Source organism: Ensifer sp. (genome assembly GCF_031989085.1).
GTDB lineage: Bacteria > Pseudomonadota > Alphaproteobacteria > Rhizobiales > Rhizobiaceae > Ensifer.
The window spans coordinates 163523-185543 of record NZ_DALZXU010000009.1 but is presented as its reverse complement, the minus strand read 5'-3'; the positions used below and the strand labels follow the sequence as shown (position 1 = coordinate 185543).

The window sequence follows — 22021 nt, the reverse complement described above, 5'->3', positions numbered from 1 at the left end:
CAGTGCAGGGCTACCTAGCGCAAAATTGCGTGCGCGTCATCTTTTGCGTCAGATTATTTCGACGCGATATCGCCTGCATTCCGGCCGGATATGAGCCCCTTTCGCCAGTCTAGCGCCGTGTTCCAGCCTTGCACACCGGTTAGGCGATGCCCTTATGAAAATCTTATGCCGGCCGTTGCAAGTCGCAATCGAAACCGGACGCGGGGCAGAGGTAGCTTTCACCCATCGACAACGGGTGGATATCATGACCCTTCACGATTTCAGCTTTCGCCATCGTTCCGATACGTCCGATCACCGACCCCGTCTCGACCGCTTCGAAGGGGCTGACCCTGTTGAAGGCGGGCCGGACGGCCTGAAGCTTCTGCTCGTTCGCATCGCGGCGGTTCGCCGCCTTCGCGAACATCATGTCTGGGAGGCCGTGCGGCTGCTTCGCGACGGAACCGACCTTGCGCCGTTCGACTGGCCGTCGCGGCGGTTTCGCGAACTGATGGCAGCGGACGCGCTGGTCGATGCCATCATCCATCTGACGACATCGACACGGGCCAAGCTCTGCCTGCGCACACTCAGCCATGAGTGCGGCATCTGGACGTGCACCCTGCGCTACGCTCCCGAGGGGGCGGGTCGTGTCACGTTCAAGGGGCGCCATGCCGATCTGGCCTCGGCGATCCTTGCTGCCTTCCTCAACTGCTGCCGGGCTTTTTCCATTGCAAGCGGCAGCACCGGCCGCGGTCATCTTCCAACCTGAAGGATATTTCCATGAGCGATCATTCGCTCCGCCTCGAAGGGGCGGTTACGGCGCTGATTACGCCATTCAAGGACGGCAAGGTCGACGCCATCGGCCTGATGTCGCTCGTCGAGTGGCAGGTCCGCCACGGCATTTGCGGCATCGTCGCCTGTGGCACGACCGGCGAGGCGGCGACACTTTCGCGCGCCGAGTGGTCGATGGTCATCGAGCGCTGCCTCGAGGTGGCGGAAAAAAAGATCTCGGTGATCGCCGGGACGGGCACCAATTGCACGGAGACGACGATCGAACGCACGGCGGAGGCCAAGGCGCTCGGCGCCGACGCGGCGCTCATCGTCGCGCCCTACTACAACAAACCCTCGCAGGAGGGGATCTACCGCCATTACGAGGCGGTGGTCGGGGCCGTCGATCTGCCCGTGATCATCTACAACGTGCCGTCGCGCGCCGGTGTCGATATCGCACCGCGCACGCTCGAACGACTGGCGCAACTGCCTGGCATCGCCGGCATCAAGGATGCGACGGGAGATATTGGACGCTTTCTCGGGTCGTCGCCGTCGCTCAAGGCGCGGCTTGCCCACCTCTCCGGGAACGACCAGACGGCGCTGCCGTTCAATCTTTGCGGCGGGCAAGGGACCATTTCGGTGGCGGCGAATGTCGTTCCGCGGCTGATGGTGTCGCTGCACCACGCGATTGCGACCGGCAACGGCCAGGCGGCCATCGCCATCCACCAGCGCCTGCAGCCCCTGTTCACGGCGCTTGAGCGCGAAAGCAATCCGGGGCCGATCAAGTACGCGCTGCATCTGGCGCGGGGCCTCAGCCCCGAGGTGCGTCTGCCGCTGACGGCGGTGTCGCCCGAGACGGCGGCCGAGATCCGCTCGGCTCTCGAGCCGCTCATCGAGACCCGCGTCGAGAGGCATGCGAGCCCGCATGTGCCGCTGGCGCTCGCCAGTTGAAGCCAACCGAGATCGGCCGGGTCGCTCGATGTCATCGCAGATTGGACGGCTCTTGCCGTTGTGCACAGCCGCTCGGGCCACTGCCACGCACCAGACACATCAAAGGAGACAGATCATGTCACGCTTTCCCCATCTTGCTGCGCAGGCGGAACAGAGACGCAGGTCGCAGGAGACCGAGGCCTGCGCCGCCGACAACAGCGTCGTTCGCGACGCCTTTGTCGGGATCGGCATCCGTCTCGGTATCGTGCTCGTGCTCGCCTATGCCATCCAGATCGTCATTCCCTGGCTTGCCGGCTGAGTTGCCGCATTTTCATCAACGAGGACCATTGGACCATGGGCAGTATGCAGCAGCAGGTGCGGCGCGGTTTCCAGGCGCGGGCGCGTTTCGTTGTCGGGCGTGATCGCCACGGATGGTGGGTCGTGTCCGATCGCAAGGGACTGGTCGGAGGGCTTTTCACCAACGAGGACGCGGCAATCCATTTCGCGGTGGAAGCAAGCGACCGCCATCCGGAGGACGTTTGCCGGGCCCCGGAAGGATCTGCCATCGATCTCGGACCGTTCGTCGGCAAATCCACGGCACGCAGGCAGCCTCAGCGCCGCGCCTGACCTCCAAGCGCTGTTGCGCTGGCGCGTTGGCGGGTGCGTCGAGCACGGCCATTCTGCCCCGGAGATCGAGACATGTCCCGGGGCAGTGGATTGCGCAGGGGGTGGCGTCAGGCGAGCGAGGCGATCGCTTCCTCGATCAGTGCGATGACTTCGGGGGCGTGCGAAGCCAGGGACGCATGGCTCGCATCGAGCGTGATCGTCTTTTTCGCCTTGATGCGTTCGGCCATCCACTGTTCGGTTTCAGGCGGTATCATGTTGTCGCGGCTCGACACCTGATACCAGCTGGGCTTCACCTTCCAGGCCGGCGGGCCGGACTTGTCCTCGAAGCAGCGTCCCGCAATCGGCTTTTGCGCGACAGCCATGACCAGCGCTTCGGTTTCGCCGAGATCCTGGCCAAAACTCTGGCGGAACGTCGCCTGCTCGAGCCAAAGGAAACCATCCTCGTCCGGCCGGATGCTGCCGGCCCCTGAAGGCGGATCGCGCCGGGCGAAGATGCTGCCGAGGCTGTCGCCCTCGTCGGGCGCGAAGGCGGCGATATAGACAAGGCCCGCGACATTTCCGGCATGACCGGCGCCGGTGATCACCGCGCCGCCATAGGAGTGGCCGACCAGCAGCGTCGGGCCGTCCTGTGCCGCTACCAGCCGCGATGTCCGGTCGATGTCGTCGGCAAGCGAGGTCAGCGGGTTCTGCACTGCCCTCACGTTGTAACCCTTGGCATGCAGCGGGGGTATGACGTGGCGCCAATGCGAGGCGTCACCCCAGGCACCATGGACAAGCACGATATTCTTGATGGCCGGCATAGTCCGTTCCTTTCGTTCCCAGGTGGGTTTTCGGAGTTCGGGCATTCTTGCCTCGCCGTGGCGTCGGCTTGATGACGGGTGGATGCCTTGAGCTCACGAGATCAAGGTAGGGCGGCAAGGCCGGTTGATCCATGGCGCAGTGCCCCGGGACGGGCGGACGCCGTCGCGATCTGGCCGCGCGAAACATCACGCGGCGCGGCTGCACCTGCTACGTCTTCGTATACAATGCCGTCTCTGGGAAGGTTCCAGGCGATGGGGACGTTCGCCTGAGTAAAGGATGGTGGGCGTGACAGGGATTGAACCTGTGACCCCTACGATGTCAACGTAGTGCTCTCCCGCTGAGCTACACGCCCATCCGATGAGGCGCATAGACCATAGAACCCGCTGTCGCGTCAATAGGGTTTGTGCAGGTTTTTTGACAGAAATTTCGAAGGGCGTTTTCGGCCGCTTTGCGCCGCCTTTTGTCGCCCGCCGGAAGCCCCGGAATTCCGGGCTTTCAGCGTAAGTCACTGAAATAAAAAGACCGCCGAAGATCCCTGTGGATCGCGGCGGTCGATTTGAAATCCGCGCCAATCCGTCTCGACTGTTGCAGACGGTGGCAGCGGCTGTGGAAAAAATGCCCGGCCTCAGGCGGCCAGCATCTTGTTGACCTCGTCGACGAGGTCGCGAAGGTGGAAGGGCTTCGACAGGACCTTTGCGTCCTTCGGAGCCTTCGAATCCGGGTTGAGCGCGACGGCGGCAAAACCGGTAATGAACATCACCTTCAGGTCGGGATCGAGTTCGGTCGCCCGGCGGGCAAGCTCGATGCCGTCCATTTCGGGCATGACGATGTCGGTCAGGAGAAGCGAGAAGGGCTCTTCGCGAAGGCGGTCATAGGCGCTGGCGCCGTTGTCGTAGGACATGACCTTGTAGCCAGCCTTTTCGAGCGCCTTTACCAGGAACCGGCGCATATCGTTGTCGTCTTCGGCAAGAAGGATTTTCACAGTCATGAACTCAGCCGTTGCTTCTCTTTATTTATTGCGCATGGATTGCGGCGTTCTATCCAAACCGCAACGGGGTAAATATCTCGTGAACGCCGCGCGTCAACTCCCCATATACCGCATTGGGCCCACTATGGACACAGAGCCGGCCAACTGGCAACATGATGACAACGGCAAGAACCGGACATGGTAAAAAGGGTTCCGATGGGGGAGATGGCGCAGAGGGAGCTGTTTGAGGTTCTGGAACCTGCAAGCCAGCGTATTCCCTTCGTATTCAACTCACCGCACAGCGGCCGCTCTTATCCACAGGCCTTTCTCGATCAGTCGCGTCTCGATGCGCTGGCGATCCGCCGGTCCGAAGATCATTACGTCGATGAGCTGTTCCAGAACGCGACGTTCCTCGGCGCGCCGATGCTTCTGGCGCATTTCCCGAGAGCCTTTCTTGACGTCAATCGCGAGCCTTACGAACTCGACCCGCGCATGTTCGACGGGCCAGTGCCGCCGCACGCCAATATCAGCTCGATGCGGGTGGCTGGCGGTCTTGGCACCGTGCCCCGGCTTGTCGCCGAGAACATGGAAATCTATCGCGGCCGTTTCCCCGTCGAAGAGGCGCTGGAGCGGATCGAGACGATCTACAAGCCGTATCATGCGACCCTGCGCAAGCTGATTGCCCGGACGCATGTGCAATTCGGGCTCTCGGTCTTGATCGACTGCCACTCGATGCCGGGCAATGTGCATCTTCCGGGTAGCGCCCAGCGGCCGGATTTCATTATCGGCGATCGTTATGGCACCAGCGCCGCAGCCGAGCTGTCCAGGATGGCCGTGGATCTGCTGCAGGAGCTCGGCTACACGGTCGCGCGCAACAAGCCCTATGCCGGCGGTTTCATCACCGAACATTACGGCCGGCCGAGCCGCGGTCTGCATGCGCTGCAGATCGAGATCAACCGCGGGCTCTATGTCGACGAGACGACGCTCATCAGGAAGCCCGGTTTCGCCGCGCTGGTCGCCGATCTCACCAGCTTCATCGCGTCGCTTTCGCGGCATGTCGAGGATTATGGCGCCTATCTGCCGCTTGCCGCGGAGTAATGGCTTTTCCCGTCAGACCTCAAAAAGAACCGCGCCAGTGGCGCGGTTAAGTCTAGGGAGGAAACACCCAAGGAGGGTATTTACAGTCACGAGTGACTGCATGAAAACCCTAATATTGCACTGCACAATTGTCAAGTTGAGCGAGTGAAAACTTTTGCAGTGCGGCAAAGGAATTTCACCGCGGCGACGCGGCAAGGCGGGGGCGGAGACAGGCGCCGAACTGCTCCTTCGTGGTTGCTCGGCCGTTTGCCTTTCTGCAAATATCGTCTATTCAGATCGGACCCTCCTTCTTCCCTCCCTAAAGAGAGTGACATGCTACCTGACCGCTCCTTTTTCGACCGTCTCGCCGATGCCGCCAAGGCGGAAACCCTGCCGCGCTTCAGGATCGGCACGAGCGTGGTCAACAAGCTCGAGGGCGGTTTTGATCCGGTGACGGAAGCCGACCAGTCGGCGGAAGCGGCGATCCGGGCGCTGATCGAGGCGAATTTCCCCGATCACGGCATTCTGGGCGAGGAGCACGGCAATGTCGGGCTCGACCGCGAATATGTCTGGGTGATCGACCCGATCGACGGCACGCGCGCCTTCATCTCCGGTCTGCCGGTCTGGGGCACGCTGGTCGGTCTCTACCGCAACGGCGATGCGGTGATGGGGCTGATGGATCAGCCCTTTACCGGCGAGCGTTTCTTTGCCGACGGCAAGACGGCGCATTATCGCGGCCCTGACGGCGACAAGGTGCTGTCGACCCGCGCCTGCGACAGCCTTTCGGACGCTGTGCTATTCACGACGTCGCCGCATCTTTATGCCGGCGACAACAAGATCCGCTTCGAGGCGCTGCAAGACAAGGTGCGGCTGTTCCGCTACGGCTGCGATTGCTACGCCTTCGCGCTCCTGGCGGCAGGCCATGTCGACCTTGTGATCGAATGCGGGCTGAAGCCCTATGACGTCGGTGGTCTGATCCCGCTGATCGAGCAGGCGGGCGGCATCGTCACCAACTGGCAGGGCGGCCCGGCGGAAATGGGCGGCGAAGTCATCGCAGCCGGCAGCGCCGAACTGCATGCGCAGGCGCTGCAAATTCTAAAAGGCTGATCGCGGCAACCGCTGGCGTACGCCCTTTCAGGCTGCTTCGCCTTCGCCCTCGTCCGTCTCATCTTCATCGGGAATGACAAAGGCAAGAATGGCGGCCATCGCCTGGGCGCGATAGCGATCGGCCTCGTGCAGCAATTCGTGGCGGGCGCCGTCGATCGGGATCATGTGAGCGGCGCGGAAATTGCGCGCCAGCCATTCGACGGCGAGATGCGGCACCAGCCGGTCGGCCGTCGGCGCGAGGATGATCGTCGGCAGGGTGATGCGGGTCAGGTGCTCGCGCCGCGTGACGCGCCGCATCGCGCGGAAGGCTTCCGTCAGCCAGCGCGCCGAGGGCGGCCCGAGCCGCAACTCCGGATAGGCTTCGCTCAAGGCGACGTTGCGCGCATAACGGCGGCGATCGGCGGTCATCACATTGTTTTCAAAGGGGCGATTGCCCTTGTCTGCGTGCAATGGCAATTGCCCGAGACCGAGCCAGCGCATCATGGTCGCCATGCCCGCAATGCTGCGCTCGCCGATCACCTGGTCGCCGAGGCCGACGAAGGGAGCAAGCACCACCAGCCGGTCGATGCGGCTCGACAGGACAGGTGCGAGCGAGAGCGCGACGAGCGCGCCCATGGAATGGGCGACGATCGAAAACGGCAGCCGCGTGTCCGGCAGGACGATCTGCTCGAGAAAGGTGGTGAGATCGCGTTCGTAATAGGAGAAGCGCTCGACATGCCCGCGCCCCGGCTCCGGCAAAAGCCGCTCGGAACCCGCCTGGCCGCGCCAGTCGAAGGTCGCGACCCAGAGACCGGCCGCGTTGAGATCGGCGATGGTCTCGAAGTATTTCTCGATCGATTCGTTGCGGCCCTGCAGCAAGACGACGGTGCCGCGCGCCACCGGCGTCCTGGTCTTGAAGATGGCATAGCGGATCTTGCGGCCGCCGGCTCCATCGAAGAAGCCCGCCACGTGATTGTCCGGTATCGGATTGTCAGGGGTGGAGCGAAGGATCGTGGGCATGACGGACGAAACCAGGGTGAAAACGCGTTGATCGGTATCATCAGGGATAGGCGGCAGGCCTGGCGCCGTCAAAGAAAAAAGCCGGAAACGGTGGGTGAAATCCGGACGATCACCGTTTCCGGCCGCTGAAGGAGAAGGGACATGTCACTTCAGCCCCAGGAGATTTCCTCCCAGTGTCGCCGTTCTACGCCTGACGATCTGAACCGTGGCCGAACCGTCCATTCATGCGCCGTTCACCGGGCGCAAGAAAGTTGGAATGGCGTGTCTTGAACTGCGGAAATCGCATTCCCATCTTCTGATCACGGACGCCGATAACGGGTCCGTTCACCGGTCGCGCCGCTGCCTGGATGGGGTGGCTGACCAGATATCGCAAACAGTTGCTCCCAGGAGGACACCATGCGTCACGTCGATTTTTCCCCGCTCTACCGCTCCACCGTCGGCTTCGATCGTCTCTTCACCATGCTCGACAGCCTCGGCCAGCCTGACCAGGCCCAGACCTATCCGCCCTACAATATCGAGCGCACCGGCGAAAACGCCTACCGCATCACCATGGCAGTTGCCGGCTTCGACGAAACCGAACTGTCGATCGAAGCGCGCGAACACACGCTGACGATCAAGGGCGAAAAGAGCGAGGAAAAGGCGGAAGAAAACCAGTTCCTGCATCGCGGCATTGCCAAGCGCGCCTTCGAACGCCGCTTCCAGCTGGCCGACCATGTGGAGATCAAGTCCGCTTCGCTGAAGAACGGCCTGCTGCACATCGACCTCACCCGTGAGATCCCGGAAGCAGCCAAGCCGCGCCGGATCGACATTACGTCGGTCGCCTCGCAGCCGAAGCAGATCGAGGCCCAAAGCCTCTAACCAGCACCTCCCAAGCTCGAAGAGGCGGCGCCCGCAAGGACGCCGCCTTTTTCGTCATGTCCGCACGGGTTCGGCAATTGCATCCTGTTCCTTGCGGGCGGCATAACGCTGGGCAATCACCGCGCAGGCCATCAGCTGGATCTGGTGGAAGAGCATGACCGGCAAGACGATCGCGCCGATGTTCTGGCCGGCGAAGATGGCGCTCGCCATCGGGATGCCGCTCGCGAGGCTCTTCTTCGAGCCGCAGAAGGTGATGGCGATCTCGTCGGCGCGGTTGAAGCCGAGAAGGCGGCTGCCGAACATGGTGACGGCCAGCACCAGCGCCAGCATGACGACCTCGATTGCCACCAGCACGCCGAGATCGGCGAGCGAAAAGGTCTGCCACAGGCCGGAGGTGACCGCCTGGCTGAAGGCTAGATAGACGACCATCAGGATCGAGCCGCGGTCGACGGGCGCAAGCAGGCCCTTGCGCGCCCGGATCCAGCCGCCGATCCAGGGCTGCAGCAATTGACCTGCAATGAATGGCGCCAGAAGTTGCAGCAGGATCTGCTCCAGCGCATCCAGCGACACGCCGCCATGACCACCGGCGGAAAACAGCAGGCCGACCAGAAGCGGCGTCAGGAACATGCCGAAAATGTTGGAGGCCGACGCCGAGCAGATCGCGGCTGGAACATTGCCGCCGGCAACCGACGTAAACGCGATCGACGACTGCACTGTCGACGGCAGCACGCAGAGGAACAGGATACCGGTATAGAGCGCCGGCGGCAGGACCGATGCCGGCACGAAGCCGATGGCAAGGCCGATGACCGGGAAAAGCACGAAGGTCGATGCCAGGATCGCCAGATGCAGGCGCCAGTGCAGGAAGCCGGCGATGACGACGTCGCGCGAAAGCCGCGCACCATGCAGGAAGAACACCAGCCCGACCGCCACCTTGGTCGCCATGGCGAACCAGGCGGTTGCGTCACCATGGATCGGCAGCAATGAGGCCAGAAGCACGGTGAGAAGCAGGAGCAGGGTGAAGGTGTCAGGAAGGTAGCGGCGCATGGCTGTCACAGGCTCGATTGAGAAAACACCTTGCCGAGAAATGTCATTATGAAGCAGGATGCAAGGAATAACAGTTATCGTGAAGGTGGATAACCCATGCTCGACCTCGTGCAATTGCGCAGCTTCGTGGCGCTGGAACAGATGGGTAGCTTTACGCTGGCTGCCGAGAAACTGGCGCTCGGGCAATCGACGGTCAGCCAGCATATTCAACGGCTTGAGGCTGCCGTTGGCCGCAAGCTCGTTGCCCGCGACACGCATCGGGTGTCGCTGACGACCGATGGCCAGGCCCTGCTTGCGCACGCCCGTTCGATGCTAGCGATCGACGACGAGGTCAAGGCGCTGTTTGCCGAAAGCAGCCTTCGCGGTCGCCTGAGGCTGGGCGTATCGGAGGATTTCGTCACGAGCCGGTTGCCGGGCGTGCTCGAAGATTTCGTGCGCGCGCACCCGTCGGTGGAACTGGAGCTGACGGTGGCGCTGAGTGGCGTGCTCTACCAGATGCAGGATGGCGGCGAGATCGATCTGGTGCTGGCAAAGCGCCGGCTCGGCGATCCGCGTGGCGAACTGGTCTATCGTGAGCCGCTCGTCTGGCTCGCACGCGATCCCGAGCGCATCAAGCGCGATCGCGTGCTGCCACTGATTGCCTTTCCGCCGCCGAGCATCACCCGCAGCGTGGCGCTCGAAGTGCTCGACCGGCACCGGCTGCCGTGGCGGATCGTGTGCACCTGCGGCAGCCTCAGCGGGCTGACGGCGGCAGCCCAGGCTGGCATGGGCGTGCTCGTCCAGCCGCGCAGCATGGCGCCCCCGGGTCTCAGGGAGATACCCGCGGGCACCTTGCCACCCCTGGAAGACGTCGAGTTCGTGCTGGTTCCGAGCAAGGGCGCCGACCAGGCATTGATCGCCGCTCTCTCGACGGAAATCCTGTCAAAGGTGCGCACGCTTCAGGGCCAGGCCTGAGGCCCGGCCCTGCAGGACCGCATGCCTCAGCAGGCGGCGATGAAGCGGTCAACGTCGTCCGCCTTCGTGGCAAAGCTGGTGACCAGACGGTAGAGGCCCTCGTCGGCTGCAAGGCTTCCGGCCAGATCGTGCGGAACCGGCCAGTCGTAGAAGACGCCGCCTTGCTCGCGCAATTTCGCCGCCACGTCGTTCTTCAGGATGACGAAGACCTCGTTGGCATCGACGGGCCAGCCGAGGCGGCTCGTGCGAGACGCGGCGATGCCGTCGGCAAGGCGCCGGGCCATGGCGTTCGAATGGCGGGCGAGGTCGAGCCAGAGATCGCCCTCAAGATAGGCGTCGAACTGGGCGGAGACGAAGCGCGATTTCGAGAACAGTTGTGCCGCGCGCTTGCGCAGGAAGTGCATCTCATGCGCCTTGGAGAGATTGAACAGGATGAGCGCCTCGGCGCACCAGCAGCCATTCTTCGTGCCGCCGAAGGAGACGAGCTCGACGCCGCGCTTCCAGGTCATCTCGGCGGGGGTGGCCCCAAGGCTGGTGAGCGCATTGGCAAAGCGGGCGCCATCCATGTGCAGCGGCAGCTTGTGCGCCTTGGCGACGGCCGCGATCGCCTCGATCTCGTCGAGTGAGTAGACGGTGCCGCTTTCTGTCGCCTGTGTCAGCGTCACCGCCATCGGCTGGCCGCCATGGACATTGTCGAGCGGGTAGCGGCGAATTTCCGTTTCCAGACGCGCCGCATCCATCTTGCCGTGTTTGCCATCGACGGGCTTCAGCCGCGCGCCATGACTGAAGAATTCCGGTGCGCCGCATTCGTCGGCGATCACATGGGCCTCGCGGTGGCAGAATGCCACGCCGCCGGCGCGGTTGGAGCTTGCAAGCGCCAGCGAGTTGGCAGCGGTTCCAGTGCCGACGAAGAAGACCGCGACATCGTGTTCGAAGACCTCCGAAAGCTTCTTCTCCACCTTCCGGTCGAGCTCGCTGGTGCCGTAGGCCGACGCATAGCCATCGGCATGGGTCACGAGGCTCTGGGCGATGGTCGGGTGGGCACCGGCCCAGTTATCAGAGGAAAAAATCATCACATGTCGTCCTGTTTTGCGGTCGTATGGGCGACCATAGCCCAGTTGCCGGGCGGATCAATCACGGTGCCGGGTTCGGAGGCCAACAGGATACCAGTTTGAAACCAAAAGGAAGAAAAAGCCGGTTTGTCGTAATAAAATTATAAAACCGCGAAATTTCCGGCAATGTTCGGCAAAATCTCTTCCAATAAATGCTCATATGCCCCTTGCGGAGGGGGGCGGTTTCTGGCATAGAGCGCATGAAATAGGACAGTCTTGCTGTCCTATTTCGGTCTAGGGACCGGAACAATCGCCGCAACTGCCCAAAAAATCGGCAATCGGCGTGTGGCGCAGGGGGATCCGCCGGATTTCATCCGGTTGTTATCGCCTGCCATCAGGATGGTCACTGACATCACTGCCTGATGATGCCGTGCATTATTTGCGACCTGATCAGGATCATGAGACGATGAATGCCCCGGCTTTGCGGCATGCGAATGCATGCGACGAAGAGCCATGCGCGGGCGCAGGGATGCCCGGTACGTGCCGGGTTCAACAGGAGGGAAGACGATGACGGATCACACGCCATCACAGCAATCTGGGCTCAACCTCGCACACACTGTTGCGACGGCTGAAAAAACGCCCGCTTTCCCGTCCGGCCTGCCGCGAAAACAGGGTCTCTATGATCCGCGCAACGAACACGATGCCTGCGGCGTCGGCTTCGTCGCGCATCTGAAGGGTGAGAAGTCGCACCAGATCGTGCGCGACGGCCTCTTCATGCTCGAAAACCTGACGCACCGCGGTGCCGTCGGTGCCGACCCGCTGATGGGTGACGGCGCCGGCATCCTGGTGCAGATCCCCGACCGCTTCTTCCGCGAGGAAATGGCCAAGCAGGGCGTCACCCTGCCGAAGGCCGGCGAATACGGTGTCGGCTACCTGTTCATGCCGCGCGACGAAAAGCTGATCGCCCACTTCAAGGACGTGATCAACGAAGTCGTCGCCGAGGAAGGCCAGCACGTGCTCGGCTTCCGCGACGTGCCGGTCGACAATTCATCGCTGTCCAAGGCGCCCGACATTGCCGCGACCGAGCCGCACCATGTCCAGGTGTTCATCGGCGCCGGCCGCGATGCCGCCAGCAATGCCGAGTTCGAGCGCCGTCTGTTCACGCTGCGCAAGGTGATCTCCAACCGCATCTATGCGGAGGCCGAAGGCGGCGATCTCGGCTTCTACGTCGTGTCGCTGTCGACCCAGACCGTTGTCTACAAGGGCATGTTCCTCGCCTACCAGGTCGGCGCCTACTACAAGGACCTGGAGGACGAGCGCTTCCAGTCGGCCGTCGCCCTCGTGCACCAGCGCTTCTCGACCAACACCTTCCCGTCGTGGAAGCTGGCGCATCCCTATCGCATGGTTGCCCACAACGGCGAAATCAACACGCTGCGCGGCAACGTCAACTGGATGGCGGCCCGCCAGGCGTCGGTGTCCTCGCCGCTCTTCGGCGACGACATTTCCAAGCTCTGGCCGATTTCCTACGAGGGCCAGTCGGACACAGCCTGTTTCGATAACGCGCTCGAATTCCTGGTGCAGGGCGGCTATTCGCTGTCGCATGCGGTGATGATGCTGATCCCGGAAGCGTGGGCCGGCAACCAGCTGATGTCGCCGGAGCGCAAGGCGTTCTACGAATACCATGCCGCCCTGATGGAGCCGTGGGACGGACCGGCAGCGGTCGCCTTCACCGACGGCCGCCAGATCGGCGCGACGCTCGACCGCAACGGCCTGCGTCCGGCCCGCTACATCGTCACCTCCGACCATCGCGTCATCCTTGCGTCCGAAGCCGGCGTGCTTCCGGTCGACGAGGAAAAGATCGTCAAGAAGTGGCGCCTGCAGCCGGGCAAGATGCTCTTGATCGACATGGAGCAGGGCCGCATCATCTCGGACGAAGAGGTGAAGTCTTCGCTTGCAACCAAGCATCCCTACAGCAAGTGGCTTGAAGACACACAGCTGATCCTGGAAGAGCTGAAGCCGGTAGAGCCGCGCGCGCTTCGTCGCGACGTCTCCCTCATCGACCGCCAGCAGGCCTTCGGCTACACGCTCGAAGACACCAAGATCCTGATGTCGCCGATGGCGACGACCGGTCAGGAAGCCGTGGGCTCGATGGGCACCGACACGCCGATCTCGGCGATGTCGGACAAGCGCAAGCTGCTCTATACCTACTTCAAGCAGAACTTCGCGCAGGTCACCAACCCGCCGATCGATCCGATCCGCGAGGAGCTGGTGATGAGCCTCGTCTCCTTCATCGGCCCGCGTCCGAACCTGCTCGACCATGCCGGCATGGCGCACGCCAAGCGACTGGAAGTCCGTCAGCCGATCCTGACCAATGGCGATCTGGAAAAGATCCGCTCGATCGGTCACACCGAGGACCGGTTCGACACCAAGACGCTCGACTTCACCTATGACATTTCGCGCGGTGCCGAAGGCATGCCGGAAATGCTCGATCGGCTGTGCGAGCGCGCCGAAGCGGCGGTCAAGGGCGGCTACAACATCATCGTGCTTTCCGACCGCCAGGTCGGTCCGGACCGGGTGGCCATCCCTGCGCTTTTGGCAACGGCTGCCGTGCACCACCACCTGATCCGCAAGGGCCTGCGTACCTCGGTCGGCATCGTGCTCGAATCGGGCGAGCCGCGCGAAGTGCATCACTTCTGCCTGCTTGCCGGCTACGGCGCCGAGGCGATCAACCCGTATCTCGCCTTCGACACGCTGACCGACATGCACAAGCGCGGCGATTTCCCCAAGGAAGTCGATGGCAGCGAAGTGGTTTACCGCTACATCAAGGCGGTCGGTAAGGGCATTCTCAAGGTCATGTCCAAGATGGGCATTTCGACCTACCAGTCCTATTGCGGCGCGCAGATCTTCGACGCTGTCGGCCTGTCGTCGAAGCTCGTCGACCAGTTCTTCTTCGGCACGGCAACGACGATTGAGGGCATCGGCCTCGATGAAATCGCAGCCGAGACCGTCGCCCGTCACAAGGCGGCGTTCGGCGCCGATCCGGTGCTGGCCAACACGCTCGATATCGGCGGCGAATATGCCTACCGCATGCGTGGCGAAAGCCATGCCTGGACGCCGGACGCGATCGCCTCGCTGCAGCATGCCGTGCGTGGCAATGCACAGGACCGCTACCGCGAGTTTGCCGAAATGGTGAACACCTCGGCGCTCCGGATGAACACGATCCGTGGCCTGTTCACGGTCAAGGGTGCAGAGGCTGCCGGCCGCAAGCCGATCTCCGTCGACGAGGTGGAATCGGCCGCCGACATCGTCAAGCGTTTCTCGACCGGCGCCATGTCCTTCGGCTCGATCAGCCGCGAGGCGCATACGACGCTCGCGATCGCCATGAACCGGATCGGCGGCAAGTCGAACACCGGTGAAGGTGGTGAGGAAAGCGACCGCTACCTGCCGCTGCCCGATGGTTCGATGAACCCGGAGCGTTCGGCGATCAAGCAGATCGCATCCGGCCGCTTCGGCGTGACCACCGAATACCTTGTCAATGCCGACATGCTGCAGATCAAGGTGGCCCAGGGTGCCAAGCCCGGTGAGGGCGGCCAGCTGCCCGGCCACAAGGTGGATGCGACCGTCGCCAAGACCCGGCATTCGACGCCGGGCGTCGGCCTGATTTCGCCGCCGCCGCACCACGACATCTACTCGATCGAAGATCTGGCGCAGCTGATCTACGACCTGAAGAACGTCAACCCGGAGGCAGACGTTTCCGTCAAGCTGGTCTCCGAAGTGGGCGTCGGCACGGTTGCCGCCGGTGTCGCCAAGGCGCGCGCCGACCATATCACCGTCTCCGGCTTCGACGGTGGCACCGGTGCTTCGCCGCTGACCTCGCTGAAACATGCCGGCAGCCCCTGGGAAATCGGCCTGGCCGAGACCCAGCAGACGCTGGTGCTCAACGGCCTTCGCTCGCGCGTCGCCCTTCAGGTCGATGGTGGCCTGAAGACCGGTCGCGACGTCATCATCGGCGCGCTTCTGGGCGCCGATGAATTCGGCTTTGCGACTGCTCCCTTGATTGCGGCCGGCTGCATCATGATGCGCAAGTGCCACCTCAACACCTGTCCTGTCGGTGTCGCCACCCAGGATCCGGTGCTGCGCAAGCGCTTCAAGGGCACGGCCGAGCACGTCATCAACTACTTCTTCTTCGTTGCCGAGGAAGTGCGGGAGATCCTCGCTTCGCTCGGCGTGCGCAAGCTCGATGAAATCATCGGCGCTTCCGAACTCTTGGAGAAGGACGATGCGCTCGCCCACTGGAAGGCCAACGGTCTCGATTTCTCGAAGATCTTCCACAAGGTCGAGGCTGCCAAGGAAGAGACCTACTGGACCAGCCGCCAGCAGCACCCGATCGACGACGTGCTCGACCGCACGCTGATCGAAAAGGCCAAGCTCGCGCTGGAAACCAAGGCGCCTGTCGCCTTCGAAGCTGAGATCAAGAACGTCGACCGCTCTGCCGGCGCGATGCTTTCGGGCGCCCTTGCCAAGCGCTGGGGCTACAAGGGCCTGAAGGACGATACGATCCACGTCACGCTGAAGGGAACTGCGGGTCAGTCCTTCGCGGCGTTCCTGGCGCGCGGCATCACCTTCGACCTGGTGGGCGATGGCAACGACTATGTCGGCAAGGGTCTGTCGGGTGGACGCATCATCGTTCGACCGCCGGAAAACGCGAAAATCGTGCCGGAAGACTCCATCATCGTCGGCAACACCGTGCTTTACGGTGCGACCGCGGGCGAGTGCTACTTCAACGGCGTTGCCGGCGAACGTTTCGCCGTGCGCAACTCGGGCGCCGTTGCCGTCGTCGAAGGCGTGGGTGACCACGGCTGCGAATACATGACCGGCGGTGTCGTCGTCGTTCTCGGCGCGACCGGGCGCAACTTTGCGGCCGGCATGTCCGGCGGCGTCGCCTATGTGCTCGACGAGGAAGGCGATTTCGCGCGCCGCTGCAACATGGCCATGGTCGAGTTGCAGCCGGTGCCGGAAGAGGACGACATGCTCGAGAAGCTTCATCATCACGGTGGCGACATCATGCACAAGGGCATGGTCGACGTCTCCGGCGACATGACGCGTCACGACGAGGAGCGGCTCTACCAGCTGATCTCCAATCACCTGCACCACACGGGTTCGCCCCGGGCGAAGGCGATCCTCGATCATTGGGCAGACTACCGGCCGAAATTCCGCAAGGTCATGCCGGTCGAATATCGTCGTGCGCTCGAAGACATGGAACGCATGAAAATGGCAGAGGCGGCCGAATAGAGGCCCCGGTGAAAAGGGCTCCCGGTTCCGAAAAGGGTTCGGGGGTTCATCACGCGCGCTTGTCAAAGGCGCCTGTTCAGACGCATAGCTATCAGGATGATACGATGGGTAAGGTAACTGGTTTTCTCGAGATCGACCGGCAAGTGGCAAAGTACCAGCCGGCGTCCGACCGCATCCGCCATTTCCGCGAATTCACCATTCCGATGTCGGAACCGGAAGTGCAGAAGCAGGCAGCGCGCTGCATGGACTGCGGCATTCCCTACTGCCATGGGCCGACCGGGTGTCCGGTGCACAACCAGATCCCCGACTGGAACGATCTGGTCTACAACGGCAACTGGGAAGAGGCGATCCGCAACCTGCATTCGACCAACAACTTCCCGGAGTTTACCGGCCGCGTCTGCCCCGCGCCTTGCGAGGAGGCCTGCACGCTGAACCTCGAGGATGCGCCGGTCGCGATCAAGACCGTCGAGCAGGCGATCGCCGACAAGGCCTATGAGATGGGCTACATCGTACCGCAGCCGGCCGTCACCAAGACCGGCAAGAAGGTCGCCGTGATCGGTTCGGGCCCGGCCGGCATGGCGGCTGCACAGCAGATGGCGCGCGCCGGCCACGAAGTTCATCTCTATGAGCGCGAGAGCAAGCCTGGTGGGTTGCTGCGCTACGGCATTCCCGACTTCAAGATGGAGAAGAACTTCATCGATCGCCGCGTCGAACAGATGAAGGGCGAAGGCGTCACCTTCCATTGCGGCGTCAACATCGGGGTCGATCTTCCGGTCGAGCAACTGATCGAGGGCCACGACGCCGTGCTTTATTGCGGCGGATCCGAGACGCCGCGCAATGCCGGTATCCCGGGCGTCGAATTCGCCGGCGTGCATGATGCCATGCCGTATCTCGTGCAGCAGAACCGCCGCGTCGGCCGCGAGAACATCGACAGCACTGGCTGGCCGTCGGCGCCGATCCTTGCCGGTGGCAAGCACATCGTCGTCGTCGGTGGTGGTGACACCGCATCCGACTGCGTCGGCACTGCGTTCCGCCAGGGCGCCGTCAAGGTGACGCAGCTCGACATCCGCCCGCAGCCGCCGGAAAAGGAAGACAAGCTCGCCGTCTGGCCGTTCTGGGCGACGAAGATGCGCACCTCCTCCAGCCAGGCCGAGGGTGCCATCCGCGAGTTCCAGGTCGCTACCCTGGAGTTCGTTGGCGACGAGGACGGGAACCTCGTCGGCGTCAAGTGCTGCCAGGTGGACGATCGCCGCAAGCCGATCGCCGGCACGGAGTTCATCATCAAGGCCGATCTCGCCTTCATCGCCATCGGCTTCAGTGGTCCGTTCACCGACAGCGTGCTGAAGGATCTCGGCGACAAGCTGACGCTCAACACCGACCGCCGCGGCTCGACCAACGTCGTTGCCAACGACCGTGACTACAAGACCTCGGTCGACAAGCTCTGGACGGCCGGTGACGTGCGCCGCGGCCAATCGCTCGTCGTCTGGGCCATCCGCGAGGGCCGCCAGGCCGCCCGTGCCATCGACGAGGCGTTGATGGGATCGTCAATCCTGCCGCGCTGAAGACATAACTCCCAAGCATGAAAGGGCTCCGCCGGTGACGGCGGAGCCCTTTCGCGTTCAAGGCGGTTGGTGAAAGGCTGTGTGGTTAGTTCGCCCAGGCTGCAGCGGCTGATCGCACGGCCGTTCGATCGAAGGTTAGTTCCGGATGACCGGATTACTGATGACCGTGCCAGGCTTGGCCAGGCGGAAATCGTCGACACGGCCGGCAGGCGCTGCGGCCACATCGCCCCGGTCGACCAACCGGTCGCGCGGGCTCTTGCCGGTGCCCTTGTTGGGGGCGGCGTCGCCGAGAAGGCTTGAAGCACCGTCCAGATCCGGGTCGGTCAGGCCGATCGGCTGGGTCTTGACGATGTCTTCGTTGGCAAGCGGCGCGGTCACCACCAGATCCTTCAGCCCATCGGCGCCGGGCACGTCCTTGTCGGTGGCGGCGGCATCCCCAAGCAGCCGGCGAATGTCCTTTTCCACATAGAAGGCGAGCTTGCGCTTGCCGGCCTTGGTCAGGTTGACGCCGTCGGCGCCACGCAGGCGAACCTGCTGGCCGTTGATGTCGGAACCCGTCAGCACGAATTTCCCGGCCTCGTCGACGAAGCCGTCCCAGATATCGACGAACTGACCGCCGACCTTTTCGACTTCCTCGCGATAGATGCCGTTGAAGGTCACCATGTCGGCGGTCATCGCGGCCGACTGGAACGGTGGCATGCCGACCCAGAGAACCGGCAGCTTTTCCTTGTGCGCAAGTTCCGCCAACGCGTGGACGCGCTTGCGATACTCCTCGTTCCAGAGGTCACTGCGGTATTTTTCCTTGGTGCTGCCGATCTGCATCTGCTGGCGGTCATTGGCGCCGAGGCTGATGATGATGACCGATGGCTTGGTCTCGTCGACATAGCTCGGCAGCGTTGCCGGCCAGTTGAAATAGTCTTCGCGCACCAGGCCGGACGAGCCGTTTGCGCGGGTCTCGATGGTGATCCCGGGCGTCATCTCGAAGGCGGTCTTCAGGCCGTCGCCGATGCTGCCGGCCATGAAGTCACCGACGACGAGGACCTTCTTGGCATCGGGCGCTTTTTCCACCGGCTGCGGCACCGGCGCGGCATCGGCGATCACCGGCTTTGCCCTCAGCTGGCCCGGAGCCTTCTGGCGTTGCGGGTTCTGGCTCTGGCGCGCACGCCGTGGCCGCGGCTGTTCGGGAAATTCGTAGCGTTCGTCGATGACGCGGCGTTCACGCGTGAGCCCGCCGAACAGCATCTGGAACAGATTGCGTCGCTGCACCCGCTCCTGCGCTTCGGCGAAGCTCGCGGCAAAGCCGACAAACAGCATCGCGGCCGCGGCGATGATCATCGTCGCGACCTTGAAGGGTCTAGTCTTTGCTGTCATCGAGGCCCTGGTTTTCGCTTGCATGTCTGATCATCCAACGAACGGACGGCGGCATCAAGGCCGCCGTCACGTATTGGGCGTCGCGTCAGTTGCGCAGGGCACGCAGCAGATGCTGCGTCGGCTGCCCGTCCGGCGCAAGGCCGTTCTGCGACTGGAATGCCTGGATCGCAGCCTTGGAGCCGGATCCGAAATTGCCGTCGACCTCGCCGCTGTAGTAGCCGAGTTCCTTCAGGCGGTTCTGCAGCTCGAACTTCTCGCTGATGTCGAGCGAGCCGTCCGGGCGTGGCCAGCGCTGCTGCATGCCGGCGTAACCGGCGATCTGGTCGGCAAGAAGGCCGACGCCGAGCGCGTAGCTATCGGAGGCGTTGTAGCGCTTGATGACGAAGAAGTTCTTGGTCATCAGGAAGCCGGGGCCGTTGCCGCCGCTCGGCATCTTCAACTCGGCGCGCGAGTTGCCGTTGCGGAAGCCCTTGCCGTTCGGACGCAGGAAACCGAGTGCGGCCCATTGCGCGAGCGTCTTCGTCTGCCCTGAATATTTTGCCGCGTTGGCCGGCGGTGCCACCTCGTAGCCCCAGGTTTCGCCCGGCTGCCAGCCGTTCTTCTTCAAGAGGTTGGCGGCGGTGGCCAGCGCATCGGGAACCGAATTCCAGATATCGCGATGGCCGTTGCCATCCGCGTCGACGGCGTAGAGCAGATAACTGGTCGGGATGAACTGCGTGTGTCCCATGGCGCCGGCCCAGGAGCCGGTCAGTTCGCGCGGGGTGATGTCGCCGCTCTGCAGGATCTTGAGTGCGGCGATCAACTGGGTCTTGGCGAATTTCGCGCGCTTGGGATCGGCATAGGCAAGCGTTGCCAGTGCCCGCGGCACATAGTGCAGGCGGTCGTCCTTTTCGAGCACGGCGCCGTAGTTCGATTCCATCGACCAGATCGCCAAGAGAATGGTCTTGTCGACGCCGTAGTGCTTCTCGATCGCGTTCAGCGTGCGGGCGTGCTTGGCGGCCATCTCCTGGCCGACACGCTTGGTGTAGGGATTGACGCGGGAATCGATGTACTCCCAGATCTTGTGCTTGAATTCGGGCTGGAAGTTGGCCTTTTCGAGCACCGTCTGATCCGGCGTCTTCACGCCGGAAAAAGCCTTGCGATAGGTCGCCTGGCTGATGCCGCTCTTTGCGGCAGTAGCGTAAAAGTTGTTGATCCAGCTCTGGAATCCGGCATCGGCGCGCGCAGGGGAGGTGCTAAGCGCGACGGCGGATAGGACGAAGGCGGCTGCGATATGACGGAAAAACGTCCTGCGGTTTCTGATCATCAGCTGTCGGTTCCGTTTCTCTGCGGAGCCTCGGCCGTCATAGCCGGGACATCTCCGCATGGTGGCAGTCTGGAGCCAGCCTCAGCGGTTCGCAGACCGCCGGCGGCTCCCGTTTTCGGATCCGGCCGCAGTCGATGCAGCGACGGATCAGGACGAATCTACAGAAACGTGGTCAACAAACCCTTTACCATGAAAAGGCCAATGCGTCTTGCGGCGAAGAAAATGCGGATAGGATGCAGAATCGCATTTTCGTTGTCCCGGTTCAGCCTGCGTTCACATCGTTGCGTAGAGATTGCCGCCGCACTGCAAAGCGCTGACGATTCCTTAAATTGATTTTGATTTAAGGATTTTTACAGCAACATTCAGGATTGAAATCCCATTGAAGGAGATACCGATGACCGACAAGCGTAAAGTCCGCAAAGCCGTGTTCCCGGTCGCTGGTCTGGGTACGCGTTTCCTGCCGGCGACCAAGGCTGTGCCGAAGGAAATGCTGACGGTGGTGGACAAGCCGGTCATTCAATATGTCGTCGACGAAGCGATGGAAGCTGGTATCGAGCATCTGATCTTCGTCACCGGTCGCAGCAAGGCCGTGATTGAGGACTATTTCGACATCCAGGTCGAGCTCGACCAGACGCTGCGCGAGCGCAACAAGAAGATCGAGATCGAGCTGCTCGACAATATTCTGCCGAAGGCCGGCACGACGAGCTTCACCCGTCAGCAGGCGCCGCTCGGCCTTGGCCATGCCGTCTGGTGCGCCCGCGAGCTGGTCGGCAACGAGCCGTTCGCGCTGCTCTTGCCCGACATGATCATGAAGGGCGAGAAGGGCTGCCTGAAGGGTATGGTCGAGCTCTATGAACAGAGCGGCGGCAACGTCATCGCGGTCGAGGAATGCGCCCCGGATCAGGCCCACAAGTACGGCATCGTCGGTGTCGGCGACAAGGTCGGCGACGGTTTCAAGATCACCAAGATGGTCGAAAAGCCGGCGCCTGGAACAGCGCCGTCGAACTTCTTCATCAACGGCCGCTACATCCTGCAGCCGGAAATCTTCCCGATCCTCGAAAAGCAGGAACGCGGCGCCGGCAACGAAATCCAGCTGACCGACGGGATGCTGAAGCTGTCGGAGAACCAGCAGTTTGCCGCCTACCACTTCCGCGGCGAGACCTATGACTGCGGCGCCAAGGATGGCTTCATCCTCGCCAACGTCGCTTTCGCGCTCGAACGCGGCGATATCCGCCCGACCGTCGAGGGGCCGCTGAAGGCGCTGCTCGGCAGCCTGAAGTAATTTCCGGCAGACGTTGAGACGCCTGACAAAATCAGTCCCAAGGATTGG

18 protein-coding genes and 1 tRNA gene are annotated in these 22021 nt (G+C 62.8%); 11 read left to right on the top strand and 8 right to left on the bottom strand.

What is annotated here, in order from left to right; genetic code table 11:
* Window positions 1-244 precede the first annotated feature (244 nt).
* From RTP54_RS27030 to RTP54_RS27015, 4 genes are all read left to right on the top strand, one after another.
* Window positions 245-745 (top strand): hypothetical protein, encoded by a 501-nt coding sequence (locus RTP54_RS27030; protein ID WP_312366825.1) that lies wholly within the window; start codon window positions 245-247, stop codon window positions 743-745.
* Between the two features lie 11 nt (window positions 746-756).
* Window positions 757-1695 carry a 4-hydroxy-tetrahydrodipicolinate synthase gene (gene dapA / locus RTP54_RS27025; protein WP_312366823.1) on the top strand — a complete coding sequence of 313 codons (939 nt, stop codon included), beginning with the start codon at window positions 757-759 and terminating at the stop codon, window positions 1693-1695.
* 115 nt (window positions 1696-1810) lie between these two features.
* Complete coding sequence (locus RTP54_RS27020) at window positions 1811-1993, top strand: hypothetical protein (protein ID WP_112833932.1); 183 nt, start codon at window positions 1811-1813, stop codon at window positions 1991-1993.
* A gap of 35 nt (window positions 1994-2028) precedes the next feature.
* Window positions 2029-2301, top strand: a complete 273-nt coding sequence (locus RTP54_RS27015; protein ID WP_112807503.1) for a hypothetical protein — start codon at window positions 2029-2031, stop codon at window positions 2299-2301.
* Between the two features lie 107 nt (window positions 2302-2408).
* Here RTP54_RS27015 and RTP54_RS27010 read toward each other — a convergent pair whose 3' ends face one another.
* The 3 genes from RTP54_RS27010 to cpdR1 form a co-directional block, all read right to left on the bottom strand.
* Window positions 2409-3101 (bottom strand): alpha/beta hydrolase, encoded by a 693-nt coding sequence (locus RTP54_RS27010; RefSeq protein WP_312366820.1) that lies wholly within the window; start codon window positions 3099-3101, stop codon window positions 2409-2411.
* A gap of 278 nt (window positions 3102-3379) precedes the next feature.
* Window positions 3380-3454, bottom strand: a tRNA-Val gene (locus RTP54_RS27005).
* A 273-nt stretch (window positions 3455-3727) separates the two neighbouring features.
* Window positions 3728-4090 (bottom strand): response regulator CpdR1, encoded by a 363-nt coding sequence (gene cpdR1, locus RTP54_RS27000; RefSeq protein WP_025424823.1) that lies wholly within the window; start codon window positions 4088-4090, stop codon window positions 3728-3730.
* Between the two features lie 195 nt (window positions 4091-4285).
* Between cpdR1 and RTP54_RS26995 the strand changes: the two genes are divergently transcribed.
* Together RTP54_RS26995 and hisN are read left to right on the top strand one after the other, a co-directional pair.
* Complete coding sequence (locus RTP54_RS26995; RefSeq protein ID WP_312366931.1) at window positions 4286-5167, top strand: N-formylglutamate amidohydrolase; 882 nt, start codon at window positions 4286-4288, stop codon at window positions 5165-5167.
* Between the two features lie 312 nt (window positions 5168-5479).
* Complete coding sequence (gene hisN / locus RTP54_RS26990; protein WP_112817095.1) at window positions 5480-6253, top strand: histidinol-phosphatase; 774 nt, start codon at window positions 5480-5482, stop codon at window positions 6251-6253.
* Between the two features lie 27 nt (window positions 6254-6280).
* Here hisN and RTP54_RS26985 read toward each other — a convergent pair whose 3' ends face one another.
* Window positions 6281-7252 (bottom strand): alpha/beta hydrolase, encoded by a 972-nt coding sequence (locus tag RTP54_RS26985; protein WP_312366811.1) that lies wholly within the window; start codon window positions 7250-7252, stop codon window positions 6281-6283.
* A 396-nt stretch (window positions 7253-7648) separates the two neighbouring features.
* Between RTP54_RS26985 and RTP54_RS26980 the strand changes: the two genes are divergently transcribed.
* Complete coding sequence (locus RTP54_RS26980) at window positions 7649-8110, top strand: Hsp20 family protein (protein WP_077500592.1); 462 nt, start codon at window positions 7649-7651, stop codon at window positions 8108-8110.
* A 54-nt stretch (window positions 8111-8164) separates the two neighbouring features.
* On the opposite strand, the gene RTP54_RS26975 is transcribed toward RTP54_RS26980, so the two are convergent.
* The gene (locus RTP54_RS26975) at window positions 8165-9154 is read right to left on the bottom strand and encodes a bile acid:sodium symporter family protein (RefSeq protein WP_312366807.1); all 990 of its coding nucleotides are present in this window, start codon (window positions 9152-9154) and stop codon (window positions 8165-8167) included.
* Between the two features lie 96 nt (window positions 9155-9250).
* Between RTP54_RS26975 and RTP54_RS26970 the strand changes: the two genes are divergently transcribed.
* Window positions 9251-10108: a LysR substrate-binding domain-containing protein gene (locus RTP54_RS26970; RefSeq protein WP_112817091.1), complete on the top strand. Its 858-nt coding sequence runs from the start codon at window positions 9251-9253 to the stop codon at window positions 10106-10108.
* Window positions 10109-10134: 26 nt separating this feature from the next.
* On the opposite strand, the gene RTP54_RS26965 is transcribed toward RTP54_RS26970, so the two are convergent.
* Window positions 10135-11181 (bottom strand): low specificity L-threonine aldolase, encoded by a 1047-nt coding sequence (locus tag RTP54_RS26965; protein WP_312366806.1) that lies wholly within the window; start codon window positions 11179-11181, stop codon window positions 10135-10137.
* Window positions 11182-11727: 546 nt separating this feature from the next.
* Between RTP54_RS26965 and gltB the strand changes: the two genes are divergently transcribed.
* Complete coding sequence (gltB, locus tag RTP54_RS26960) at window positions 11728-16452, top strand: glutamate synthase large subunit (protein WP_312366805.1); 4725 nt, start codon at window positions 11728-11730, stop codon at window positions 16450-16452.
* 104 nt (window positions 16453-16556) lie between these two features.
* Window positions 16557-18014 (top strand): glutamate synthase subunit beta, encoded by a 1458-nt coding sequence (locus RTP54_RS26955; protein ID WP_112807684.1) that lies wholly within the window; start codon window positions 16557-16559, stop codon window positions 18012-18014.
* A 135-nt stretch (window positions 18015-18149) separates the two neighbouring features.
* On the opposite strand, the gene RTP54_RS26950 is transcribed toward RTP54_RS26955, so the two are convergent.
* Window positions 18150-19385 (bottom strand): DUF459 domain-containing protein, encoded by a 1236-nt coding sequence (locus tag RTP54_RS26950; RefSeq protein WP_409517220.1) that lies wholly within the window; start codon window positions 19383-19385, stop codon window positions 18150-18152.
* A gap of 85 nt (window positions 19386-19470) precedes the next feature.
* Window positions 19471-20691, bottom strand: coding sequence for a lytic murein transglycosylase (locus RTP54_RS26945; protein WP_312366800.1), 1221 nt, complete (start codon window positions 20689-20691; stop codon window positions 19471-19473).
* A gap of 394 nt (window positions 20692-21085) precedes the next feature.
* Between RTP54_RS26945 and galU the strand changes: the two genes are divergently transcribed.
* Entirely contained in the window at window positions 21086-21973 is an 888-nt protein-coding gene (gene galU / locus RTP54_RS26940) for a UTP--glucose-1-phosphate uridylyltransferase GalU (protein WP_112807481.1), read from the top strand.
* The last annotated feature ends 48 nt before the right edge of the window (window positions 21974-22021 follow it).

Excerpts from the sequence above, each read along its gene's own strand:
- RTP54_RS27030 (WP_312366825.1), top strand. The coding sequence starts at position 245 with ATGACCCTTCACGATTTCAGCTTTCGCCATCGTTCCGATACGTCCGAT.
- dapA (WP_312366823.1), top strand. The coding sequence starts at position 757 with ATGAGCGATCATTCGCTCCGCCTCGAAGGGGCGGTTACGGCGCTGATT.
- RTP54_RS27020 (WP_112833932.1), top strand. The coding sequence starts at position 1,811 with ATGTCACGCTTTCCCCATCTTGCTGCGCAGGCGGAACAGAGACGCAGG.
- RTP54_RS27015 (WP_112807503.1), top strand. The coding sequence starts at position 2,029 with ATGGGCAGTATGCAGCAGCAGGTGCGGCGCGGTTTCCAGGCGCGGGCG.
- RTP54_RS27010 (WP_312366820.1), bottom strand. The coding sequence starts at position 3,101 with ATGCCGGCCATCAAGAATATCGTGCTTGTCCATGGTGCCTGGGGTGAC.
- cpdR1 (WP_025424823.1), bottom strand. The coding sequence starts at position 4,090 with ATGACTGTGAAAATCCTTCTTGCCGAAGACGACAACGATATGCGCCGG.
- RTP54_RS26995 (WP_312366931.1), top strand. The coding sequence starts at position 4,286 with ATGGGGGAGATGGCGCAGAGGGAGCTGTTTGAGGTTCTGGAACCTGCA.
- hisN (WP_112817095.1), top strand. The coding sequence starts at position 5,480 with ATGCTACCTGACCGCTCCTTTTTCGACCGTCTCGCCGATGCCGCCAAG.
- RTP54_RS26985 (WP_312366811.1), bottom strand. The coding sequence starts at position 7,252 with ATGCCCACGATCCTTCGCTCCACCCCTGACAATCCGATACCGGACAAT.
- RTP54_RS26980 (WP_077500592.1), top strand. The coding sequence starts at position 7,649 with ATGCGTCACGTCGATTTTTCCCCGCTCTACCGCTCCACCGTCGGCTTC.
- RTP54_RS26975 (WP_312366807.1), bottom strand. The coding sequence starts at position 9,154 with ATGCGCCGCTACCTTCCTGACACCTTCACCCTGCTCCTGCTTCTCACC.
- RTP54_RS26970 (WP_112817091.1), top strand. The coding sequence starts at position 9,251 with ATGCTCGACCTCGTGCAATTGCGCAGCTTCGTGGCGCTGGAACAGATG.
- RTP54_RS26965 (WP_312366806.1), bottom strand. The coding sequence starts at position 11,181 with ATGATTTTTTCCTCTGATAACTGGGCCGGTGCCCACCCGACCATCGCC.
- gltB (WP_312366805.1), top strand. The coding sequence starts at position 11,728 with ATGACGGATCACACGCCATCACAGCAATCTGGGCTCAACCTCGCACAC.
- RTP54_RS26955 (WP_112807684.1), top strand. The coding sequence starts at position 16,557 with ATGGGTAAGGTAACTGGTTTTCTCGAGATCGACCGGCAAGTGGCAAAG.
- RTP54_RS26950 (WP_409517220.1), bottom strand. The coding sequence starts at position 19,385 with ATGACAGCAAAGACTAGACCCTTCAAGGTCGCGACGATGATCATCGCC.
- RTP54_RS26945 (WP_312366800.1), bottom strand. The coding sequence starts at position 20,691 with ATGATCAGAAACCGCAGGACGTTTTTCCGTCATATCGCAGCCGCCTTC.
- galU (WP_112807481.1), top strand. The coding sequence starts at position 21,086 with ATGACCGACAAGCGTAAAGTCCGCAAAGCCGTGTTCCCGGTCGCTGGT.